The sequence below is a fragment of the Saccharothrix hoggarensis genome (genome assembly GCF_042678885.1).
In the GTDB taxonomy this organism is placed as follows: domain Bacteria; phylum Actinomycetota; class Actinomycetes; order Mycobacteriales; family Pseudonocardiaceae; genus Actinosynnema; species Actinosynnema hoggarensis.
On record NZ_JBHTLK010000243.1, the window covers coordinates 1 to 10,161 of the forward strand.

General features: G+C 74.8%; 6 protein-coding genes and 1 pseudogene. 2 read left to right on the top strand and 5 right to left on the bottom strand.

The window, feature by feature from the left end; all coding sequences use genetic code 11:
* Nucleotides 1–358: pseudogene (locus tag ACFQ3T_RS30490) on the top strand (NYN domain-containing protein); the annotation flags it as partial.
* Between the two features lie 30 nt (nt 359–388).
* On the opposite strand, the gene ACFQ3T_RS30495 reads toward ACFQ3T_RS30490, so the two are convergent.
* Entirely contained in the window at nt 389–778 is a 390-nt protein-coding gene (locus ACFQ3T_RS30495) for a DUF1622 domain-containing protein (RefSeq protein ID WP_380728525.1), read from the bottom strand.
* Nucleotides 779–1,280: 502 nt separating this feature from the next.
* Between ACFQ3T_RS30495 and ACFQ3T_RS30500 the strand changes: the two genes are divergently transcribed.
* A complete protein-coding gene (locus ACFQ3T_RS30500; protein ID WP_380728527.1) occupies nt 1,281–2,264 on the top strand; it encodes a LysR family transcriptional regulator in 984 nt (327 codons plus the stop codon).
* Nucleotides 2,265–2,271: 7 nt separating this feature from the next.
* Here ACFQ3T_RS30500 and ACFQ3T_RS30505 read toward each other — a convergent pair whose 3' ends face one another.
* The 4 genes from ACFQ3T_RS30505 to ACFQ3T_RS30520 form a co-directional block, all read right to left on the bottom strand.
* Nucleotides 2,272–2,982: a thioesterase II family protein gene (locus tag ACFQ3T_RS30505; protein ID WP_380728529.1), complete on the bottom strand. Its 711-nt coding sequence runs from the start codon at nt 2,980–2,982 to the stop codon at nt 2,272–2,274.
* A complete protein-coding gene (locus ACFQ3T_RS30510; RefSeq protein WP_380728531.1) occupies nt 2,979–4,244 on the bottom strand; it encodes an MFS transporter in 1,266 nt (421 codons plus the stop codon). Before ACFQ3T_RS30510 ends, ACFQ3T_RS30505 begins: the two co-directional genes overlap by 4 nt.
* On the bottom strand, nt 4,241–7,912 hold the full coding sequence (locus ACFQ3T_RS30515) for a non-ribosomal peptide synthetase (RefSeq protein WP_380728533.1): 3,672 nt from the start codon (nt 7,910–7,912) through the stop codon (nt 4,241–4,243). The genes ACFQ3T_RS30510 and ACFQ3T_RS30515 overlap by 4 nt, the downstream gene beginning before the upstream one ends.
* A partial coding sequence (locus tag ACFQ3T_RS30520; protein WP_380728535.1) for an AMP-binding protein occupies nt 7,902–10,161 on the bottom strand: 2,260 nt, incomplete at its 5' end. The genes ACFQ3T_RS30520 and ACFQ3T_RS30515, both read right to left, overlap by 11 nt.

A 10,161-nucleotide genomic window follows, 5' to 3' on the forward strand; every position in this document is an offset into this window, starting at 1 on the left:
TACCGCGGCGCCGTTGCGCGCGGCGGCCACCGTCACGCCCGCGTTCGACACCCTGTTCGCGCCCGCCGACCGCGAGGACTACCCGCTGCGACGGCCGTTCGTGCGGTCGAACGGCGCGGTGGCCTCTCCCGTCGGCTCGCCGCGCGGCCGCCGTCGCGGGACGGTGACCGGCTGGCGCGCCGGGCAGCCGCACGGGTTCATCACCGACAGCCGCGGCGGCTCGTGGTTCGCCTCGCGCGACGAGCTGCCCGAAGGCCGCGCCATGCTGCCGACCGGGACGCCGGTGTCGTTCACCGGTTCGCCCGCGCCGTCACCGGGCCGGAAGTACCCCAGGGCGTTCTCGATCCGCCCGGAGTGACCCCTAGTCCATTGTGGACAGTTCTGGCGGTCACCCGTCGCCACCGTCCGGGCGCGCGGACGCCCGCGCCCCGCCGTCGCGCTCCACCGCCCGCTGCTCCTGCTCGATCTCGTGGCGCAGGAAGTAGTTCAGCGCCGTCCGGATGGCCGCGATCGCCGCGAGCTTCCCGATCTCCTCGAACGTCGGCGCAACCGCCGTCTCCAGGATGTCCGCGGCCAGCAGGAACTCCAACCCGAGGGCCAGGAACCTGCCGAGCGTCAGGCGCACGGACGTGAACGCCGCCGCGTCGCGGTCGCGGACGCCGGCGATCAGGAAGCGGACCACCGCCCACACCGCGCCCACCACGATGACGCAGGCGCCGGCCGCCTCGATCACGCTGACCACGACGTCGATGGACGTGCGGAGTTTCTCTTCGAGCACTACTGCACCTCCTCGTCACCCCCACTCGTACCCGGAGGGCGTCGATCGACACCCGATCGCGGGGACGGGTGCGGCGCGACGCCCGCGATCGACGCTCCCGCATTCCCGCTGGCGGGACACATCGGACCCCGAACCATCGCGGAAAGCGACCGGGAGGAGTTCTCGGTCGGTTATTTCCGGACGACGGGCACAAGCCGCAATGGCAAACCGATAAACGTTCGCGACTCGGCGCCGAGGTCGACACAATGCGGTTCGGCACCGGACGGCGGCCGTGCCGCGCGCAGGGGACGCCCCGCCGCCCGCGACCGTGCCCGACCTGACGTCGAATCGGGGTTCCGCAGTGACACCGACAGACGCCCTACCACCGGTTTCCGCCCGCCGGAGCCGTTACGTGGGACGACGTGGCACACGTCACAGGCTCTCCCGGCTCGCCCGCGCACTCCCCCGCGAGCTCGCGGGGAGCGGTCCCCGAAAGGGCGGCGCGCGCTCGTGCGGCGGTGCTATGGTCGAAGGCGCCAAGCTTCACAGAATTGGGGGATTCGTGAATTGGGTTGATCTGCGCACATTTCGGGTGGTCGCCGAAGAAAGGTCTTTCACCAGGGCGTCGAAGCGCCTTCACGTCTCCGTGTCGGCGGTGTCCCAGCGGATCCGGAGGTTGGAGCGCTCGCTCCGCAACAAGCTGCTCGACCGCACCACGACCACCGTGGCGCTGACCGAATCGGGAAAGGCGGTGCTGGAGGCGGTCACGGTCATCGACCGGATCTGGGAGACCACGCAGCGGGAGGTGGCCCAGCCCAGCGACCGGCGGCGCGACGACCTCCGCCGCCCGCTGCGGGTCGGGTTCTACCGGACCAACCCGGCGACGGTGTGGGACCGGATCACGGCGCTGGAACCGTTGCTGCAGTGGGAACCCCGGCACTACCGGTCCACCACGCTGGGGCTGGAGGACCTGCGCCGGGGCGAGGTCGACTTCCTGGTCTGGCAGACCTGGTACGGGGTGACGACCCGGCTGGAGCTGGACCTGACCGGCCTGCACAGCCAGGACATCGCGCACGACTCGGTGTGGGCCTACCTCGGCGAGCACCACCCGCTGGCCAAGCGCGCCGTCCTCGACATCGCCGACCTGCGGGACTTCGACCTCATCGCGCCCGTCGAGGACCTGTACGACCTCGTCGTGCGGATCTTCGCCGAGCAGTCGGTGACGTTGCGGTTCGTGCACCACGTCGACTCGACGGAACTGATCGACGACCTGCTGCGGATGACGACGGCGATCGACATCGCCCCGCCGGCGCGGACGCCCGTGCCGGGGGTCGTGCGCATCCCGCTCAAGTCCGCGCCCAGCACCAGGCACGCGCTGACCTGGCGCGACCACCCCGTCGCCAACCAGCTCGGGCCCGACCTGCACGAGTTGCTGCGCAAGAACTACGTCGCCCAGGCCGTGCAGCGGAACCCGCGGCACCTGGAACGGATGATGGCCGTCTCCTAGGCGGCGGTCACCGGGCGACGCGCGCCGTCAGCTCCGCGACGACCGCGGGCGCGGAGTCCTGGAAGAAGTAGTGGTCGCCGGGAACGGTGACCACGTCGGCGGTGGCGGTGTAGTCCGACCACGGCACCGAGGGTGTGGGGTCCTCCGTGCCGTAGAACGACAGGATCGGGCAGGCGAGGCGGACATCGGGCGCGGCCCAGCGCGCGGCCAGGTCGATGTCCGCCCGCAGCACCGGCACCGAGATGTCCACCAGCTCGTCCAGCGTGTCCTCGTCGGTGACGCCGAGCGCCACCAGCAGGTCGCGGATGAACTCGCGGTCGTCCTCCTCGGACGCCTCGAACGTGGGGACGGTGCCGCCCGGCGGCGGCGCCTGGCAGGCGGCCGTGACCAGCAGCGCCGGCGGCACCCTGGTCGCGGTCTCCAGCGCCCACAGCGCCCCGATGCTGTGCCCGGCGAACACCACCGGCCGGTCGACGCCCGCGAGCGCGGCGACCTCCTCGTCGGCGATGCGGCCGGGTTCCTCGAACACGGGCTCGCCGAAGCGCGCGCCGCGACCGGGCAGGCAGACCGCGCTCAGCCGCCAGGTCGGCGGCACCAGGTCGCGCCACGCCACGACCGCGCTGGGGCCGGCGCCCGCGCCCGGGAACACGACCAGCTCCAGCTCTGGCTCCTCCGGGCCGGCCAACCGCACCAGGACGTCCTCGTTCACACCGATCACGGCTGCTCCACCTTCTCCACGACGACGGTGCCCCTGAGGTCCTGGCCGCCGCGGAACGCGGGCAGCGCGACCACGATGCCGACGACGGCGATCACCGTCGCGACCACGAACCCGGTGAACGACCCGCTCGCGCCGGCGACCACACCGCCGAGCGTGAGCCCGATGGCGGACCCCGCGGTGTTGCCCGCGCCGCCCCAGCTCTGCGACTCCGCCCAGGCCTCCGGCGGGCTGAGCCGGTCGAGCAGCTGGCTCGTCAGGCTCAGCAGCGGCACCACGAACAACCCGGCCAGCACCAGGACGACCCCGGCCACCACGTAGTTCGGCCGGGTGATGAGCACCGCGAGGATGCCGAAGTGCGCCACGGACAACAGCACGAACTGCACGCTCAGCTTCGCGTTCCAGCGCACCGCGGCGAACACCAGGCCGCCCACCAGGCTGCCGACGCCGAGCAACGACAGCCCGATGCCGACCGGCGCGATCGAGTCGCCGCGCTCGACGGTCAGCTGGATGAGACCAGCCTCCACCACGCCGAGCGGGATGGCGCACAGCACGATCGACGGCACGAACCACGCGACCGCGCGACCGGGCAGGACGCGCTTGCGGCGGCCCTTCCTGCCGCCGTTCTCCTCGGCCTCGGCCTCGGTCTCGTCGGCGGCGCCGGTCCGGAACCAGGTGGGATCGGTGGTGTACAGGAAGAAGGCGGTGCCGAGGAGCACGCAGACCGCGCTGGCCCCGAACACCACCGACGGGCCGGCCGCGACGACACCCCACGCGGCGAGCGCCGGTCCGATGATGAAGATGAACTCCAGCGTGGTCGCGTCCAGGCTGAACGCGGCGTTGAGGTCGCCCGCCGGCGTGCCGTTCTTCAGCACGAGCCGGGTCATGGCCGACAGCGCGGGGATCGTGAAGCCCACCGCGACGGCCAGCGCGATCAGCACCGCGCCGGGGAGGCGGTCGGTCGCGGTCACGAAGCTCAGCACGGCCAGGGTCAGCACCTGCGCCACGGCGAACCAGCGGACCACGACCTTCTTGTCGTACCGGTCGAGCATGCGGCCCTGCACGGGCGCGCCGACCGCGGTGCTGACGGCGGCGGTCGCCGTCACCACGCCCGCGAGCTGGAGCGAACCGGTCGCCTTCTGCACGCCGAACAGCAGCGCCTCGAACACCATGCCGAGCGGCAGGCGCGCCAGGAACGACCACAGCAGAACCGGCCTGATCCGGGGGTTGTCCACCACGATCCGCACCGGAAGAGGGGCTTTCATGCGGTTCTGCTCTCCTCGGTCGTGGCGTGGATCAGCGCCACCAGGCCAGCGGGGGTCGACGCCTCGAACGGCGCACGCATCGGCAAGCGTACTGCAAACAGCTCGTTCAGCCGGGCCATCAGCATCGTGGCGGACAGGGAATGGCCGCCCAGGTCCAGGAAGTCGTCGGTGAGCCGCACGTCGGGCACGCCCAGCACCTCACGCCACACCTCCGCCACCCGCCGTTCGGTCTCGGTGCGCGGCAACGGCCCGGACGGCCCACGGACGGTCCACTGTGGACTTTTGAGCGCGGCGTGGTCGAGCTTACCGTTCGGCGACAACGGCATCGCGTCAAGCGTGAAGAAGCGGGACGGGACCATGTACGACGGCAGGTGCTCGGCCGCCGCGGCGCGCAGCTCGCCGTGGTCGGCGTCGCCGACGACGTAGGCGGCCAGGTGGCGGCGCGCGGGGTCGTCGCCCGCGACGACGACGGCGACCTGCCGCACCCCGGGGTGGCGGCCCAGCACGGCCTCCACCTCGCCCAGCTCGATGCGGTACCCGCGCAGCTTGACCTGGCGGTCCATCCGGCCCAGCAGCTCGAACCGCCCGTCCGGGCGCAACCGGGCGAGGTCGCCCGTCCGGTACCACCGGCCGGCGCCGCCGACCACGTCCTCCGCGAAGCGTTCCGCCGTCAGCTCGGGCCGTCCCAGGTAGCCGCGCGCGACACCGCCGCCCGCGACGCACAGCTCCCCCGTCACGCCCGGCGGCACCGGCCGCGAGCGCCCGTCGACCACGTAGCAGCTGGTGTTGGCCAGCGGCACGCCGATCGTGACGACGGGGTCCGCGGGGTCGACGCGGTCGCACGTCGACCAGACCGTGGTCTCGGTCGGGCCGTAGATGTTCCACAGCGTCCCGACCCGCGCCGCGAGCCGGGCGGCGAGCGCGTCGGTCAACGGCTCGCCGCCGCAGAGCGCGCGCAACGCGGGGCTGCCGGGCCACCCGGCGTCGAGGAGGTTCTGCCAGGACGACGGCGTCGCCTGCATCACCGTCGCGCCGGAGGTCTCGATCAGGGCGCGCAGGCGGTCCGGGTCGCCTGCCACGCCCGTCTCGGCCAGGACCAGGCACGCGCCGGCGACCAGCGGTGCGAACAGCTCGAAGATGGACATGTCGAACGAGAACCGCGCCGCCGCCAGCACCACGTCGTCGCCGGTCAGGCCGATGTGCGCGATCAGCGGGACGACCAGGTTGGCCAGGTTGCGGTGCTCGACCGCGACGCCCTTCGGCTCACCGGTCGAGCCGCTGGTGTGGATCACGTACGCCAGGTCGTCCGGTGCGGGAGTCGCGGTGGGCGGTGCCGCGGTGGGCGGTGCCGCGACCGGTGTCGCGGTGGGCGGTGCCGCGGCCGGTGTCGCGGTGGGCAGTGCCGCGGCCGGCGCCTCGGTGGAGTCGACCAGCACTGCCACCGGGGTCGGGACGCGGTCCCACAGGTCCGCCGACGTCACCGCGAACCGGATGCCGGCGTTGGCGACGAGCCGGGCCATCCGAGCCGCGGGGAGGTCGGGGTCGAGCGGCGCGTACACGGCGCCCGCCCGCAGGATCGCCAGGATCGCGACCACCGCCGACGCGGACCGGTCCAGGCACAGGCCGACCACCTCGCCGGGCCCGACCTGCCCGGCGACCAGCCGTCCGGCGAGGTCGTCGGCGGCGGCGTCCAGCTCCCGGTACGTCAGGGTCTCCGTGCCGCAGCGGACGGCCGGGCGGTCCGGGTTCCGGGCGGCGGCGGGCGCGATCATCGGCACGACACCGCCTTCGGGGATCGGCACGACCGGTCCGCGCGCGGCGCGCAGCACCGCTTCCCGCTCGGCGGCGGGGAGCAGGTTGGCCTCGGACACCGGGCGGTCCGGCGCGGCTAGCAGCGAGCCGAGCAGCACGGTCAGCCGCGCGGCCGGCCCTTCGACCGCGGCCGGGTCGAACCGGTCGGCGTCGTAGGTCCACTCGAACCGCGGCCGGTCGTCGAGCACGAGCGCGACCACGACGTCCGCGTCGTCCCGCGCGCACCCGGCCTCGGTGGTGATCGCGACGCCGAAGCCGGCGCCGCGGTGCGCGTCGGCCAGCGCGGCGAGCGGGCGGCCGACCGCGTCGCGGAACGTCGGGTCGTCGTCGAGGCGTGGCCGGACCGCGCGCGGCGGCACGCCGTCCAGCAGCGCCCCGACCTCGGCGTCGGACCCGCCGTCGTGCCGCGCCAGCAGGACGTCGACGGCCGCCAGTGCCACGGCGAGGGGTGACGCGTCACCGGCGAGGTTCCGCAGCGCCGCCACGGCGGCCGGTCCGATCGGCTCCTCGTGGCGGTGTCGCGGCCCGCCGCGCACGTCACTCGTGGGCGGGAAGCCCGCAGGCACGTCGGCGGGCGTGTCGGTGAGCAGCGATTCGGCGAGCACGTCCGCGAACCCCCGGGCGATGTCGGCCGCCTCCGCCTCCGAGTACAGGTCCGTCGCGTACTCCAGGACCGCGTCCGCGCCCGCCGCCTCCACGTCCACGATGAAGGTCAGGTCGAGGTCGGAGGTGCGCTGCGCGGGCCGCGGCAGGAACCGGACCTCGACCCCCGGCAGCGACAGCGAGCCCGCCAGTCCCCGCTGGGTGATCAGCATGACCTGGCACAACGGCGAGTGCGACGGGTCGCGCCGGGGCGCGAGCGCGGACACCACCCGGTCGAACGGCGCCCGGCCGTGGTCCAGCGCGTCGAACGTCACGTCCCGCGCCCGCCGCACGGCCTCGTCGAACGGCACGGCGGCGTCGGTGCGGGGTCGCAGCAGCACGGTGTTGATCATCGGACCGACCACGGTCTCGTCGGCCCGACTCGCCCGACCGCCGGCGGGCGTGCCGACGACGAGGTCCCCGCTGCCGGTCGTGCGCTCCCAGAACCGCGCCAGCGCGGCCAGCAGCACGGCGAAGCGGGAGGCGCGGGACCGCACGGCGACCTCGTCCAACGCCGCCGCGACCCGTCCGTCGACCGGGATCGGGACCTGGTCGATCACGTACGTCCGGCGGGGCGGGCGGCGCGGCGAGCCCGGCAGCGGCACGGGCTCGGGCGCGCCGGCCAGCACGTCACGCCAGTGCGCGACCTCGGCGTCCGCCTCGGCCGTGCGGCCCCACCTCTCCTCCTCGGCCACGGCCTCCCGGTACTGCCGGGCCGCCGGCGCCGCGTCGGGCTCGGCGTACCGCTCGCCGATCTCCCGCAGCACCACGTGCAGCGACCAGGCGTCCACCGCGATGTGGTGCGCGGCGAGCAGGAACAGCCACCGCCGCGGCTCCAGCCGGACCAGCCGCACGCCGAACACCGGTCCGGCGACCAGGTCGAACGGCCGGGTGTCGTTGTCCTCCAGGAACACCCGCACCGCCGCGTCGAGGTCGATCCCCCGCTCGTCGCACAGGTCGAGGTACTCCAGCCCCGCGCGCCGGTCCGCGATCCGCTGGTGCAGCAGGCCGTCGACCTCCTCGAACGTCGTGCGCAGGGCCTCGTGCCGGGCCACCACGGCGGCGACGGCCGCGTCCAGCCGGTCCACGTCCACGTCGCCGTGCAGCTCGAACGCCACCGGGAGGGTGAGCGCGCCCGGGTGGTCGGCCAGCTCGTGCAGCAGCCGGAAGCGCTTCTGCGCCGACGACGCCGGGATCACCACGTCACCTGCCACCGTCGGTCTCCTCGATCCTCTCCGCGAGCACCACGTCCGCCGGCACCAGTGCGGCGGGCAGCCGGTCGGCCAGGGCGGCCCGCAGCTCGTCGCGCAGCCCCGCCTCGACCGCCGGCGGGAACAGCACGGTCCGGCCGGCGGCGGGCCGGTGGGTCCGCGGCAGCGGGTCGGCCAGCGCGTAGTGGTCCGCCTCGGGCAGGAACGACACGTCGTACGCGCCGGTGGGGTCGGCCGACGCCCAGCTCACCCGCACGTGCCAGTCGTGCCGCCCGCCGAGCCGCCACAACGCCTGCGGGTCGAGTCCCGGCGAGGTGTCGTCCTCGGCCCGCACGCCGCACGCGCGCAGCACGTGGGCGGCCTCGGCCAACCGGGCGTTGCGCACGCCCCGCAGTCCGAACGCCCGGCGCGGTCCGGTCAGCCGCCGTTCGACGGCGCGCAGCGTCGCGCCCTCGCCCGGTTCCCACTCGACGTCGGCGTCGGGCAGCGCGCAGCCCAGGTGCAGCACGGCGTCGTAGCGGAACAGCGTCACCTCGTTGGGGAACTCGCCCCGCCGGGGCGCGATCTCCACCGCAGTGAACCGCCGCCACCGCGCGCCGAACCCGGCCAGGTGCGCGGGCGACACGGCCAGCTCCCCGTCCGCCCTCAGCTCCTGCGCGGCCAGCCGGGACACCTCCTCGGGCGTGACGTCGGGGCCGCCGCGGAGGTGGTGCTTGAGGTGGGCCGCGGCGTCCAGCAGCTCGGCGTTGCGCAGGTCGCCGAGGAACAGGTGCCCGCCCGGCGCCAGCACCCGGACCGACGCCGCGACCACCTCGTCCAGGTACCGCGTGGACGGGAAGTGCCGCGCCACCGAGTTGACCACCACGAGGTCGTAGCCCGTGCCGGCGTCCGCGAGGGCGGCGAGCGCGTCGGCCCGGACGACCTCGATGACGGCGCCCGAGGGCTTCAGCGCGTCGGCGATCTCGGCGAGTTGCGCCGTGGCGGCGGTGGAGTGGTCCGTCGCCAGGTAGTGCTCGACGTGCCCGTCCTCCACCAGCGCGCGCAGGACCAGTCCGGTTCCCGCGCCGAGTTCCAGCACCCGTTTCGGGTGCAGCGCGCGGAGCCGGTCGACGGTCCCCTCCACCCAGTCCCGCAGCTGCGGCTCGGGCAGGGGCTCGTCGGCGGCGTCGAGCAGCGACACCTCGGCGTGGTCGCCTTCCTCGGGCACGACGGTCGCGACGAAACGGTCGTCCCGCACGGTGACCGCGGCGTCCCGCACGCGCGGGTGCGCGGTCAGCTCGGCCTCGACCTCCGCCGGGTCCGCGAGGCGGCCCCCGACCAGCGTGCGCCGGTCCGCGCGGCCGACCAGCTCGACCACGCCGTCGGCGGTGAACCGGCCGAGGTCCCCGGTGCGGCACAGGCGGTCCCCGAGGTTCGGGCCGAACGGGTCCGCGACGAACCGGTCGGACGCGCCGACGTGGCCGACGGTCCGGTGCCCGCCGAGGTAGACCTCGCCGACCTCGCCGTCCGGCACCGGCGGGCCCGCCTCGTCCAGCACGCGGACGACCCGGCCCGGTCGCGGCCTGCCCGCCACGGGCGTGGCGCTGTCGGACAGCCGGCAGGTCAGCGCGTCGACACCGCCCTCCGGAGTGCCGTAGAGCGCCCACGCCTCGCGGACGCCCGCGGCCCGAGCCACGCCGCGCCACACGTCGACGGGCACCGTCCCGCCTTCCAGGAGCACCACGACGCGGGCGTCGTCGAGCGCGCCGACGTCGAGCAGCCGCCGCGCCTGCGGCACGGTCAGGCGCACCACGTCGACCGCACGGCCCGCCACCGCGGCGGACACGTCCGGCACGACGTGCAGCTCGTGCCCGGCGACCAGCCACGTCAGCTGTTCCCACAGCCCTTCGCCGGTCGCGGTGAGGGCCACGCGCTCGCGGCCCGTCGCGGCTAGGAGGTGCGGCGACCGCAGCAGGTCCGCCAGCGCGCCGTGCGACAGGACCACGCCGGCGGGTCCGCGCGCCGTGCCGGGGGTGAAGACGACCGCGGCGGCGTCCACCGGCGCCGGGGACGACAGGTCGCCCGACGCGGCGGCGACCTGGTCCAGCGGGACGCGCCGGACGTGCGGCGCGGTCGTCGCGGTGTCGTCGCACAGCACCACGTCCACGTCGGCGTCCACCGCGTCGAGCAGCAGCCGTTGCCTGGCCGGCGGGTCCTCCGGGTCGAGCGGCACGACCACCGCTCCCGCGCCCAGCGCGCCGAGCAGCCCGAGG

What these genes read in the sequence shown, in the direction of transcription:
- ACFQ3T_RS30500 (WP_380728527.1), top strand. Translation starts at nt 1,281, where the DNA reads ATGGTCGAAGGCGCCAAGCTTCACAGAATTGGGGGATTCGTGAATTGG.
- ACFQ3T_RS30510 (WP_380728531.1), bottom strand. Translation starts at nt 4,244, where the DNA reads ATGAAAGCCCCTCTTCCGGTGCGGATCGTGGTGGACAACCCCCGGATC.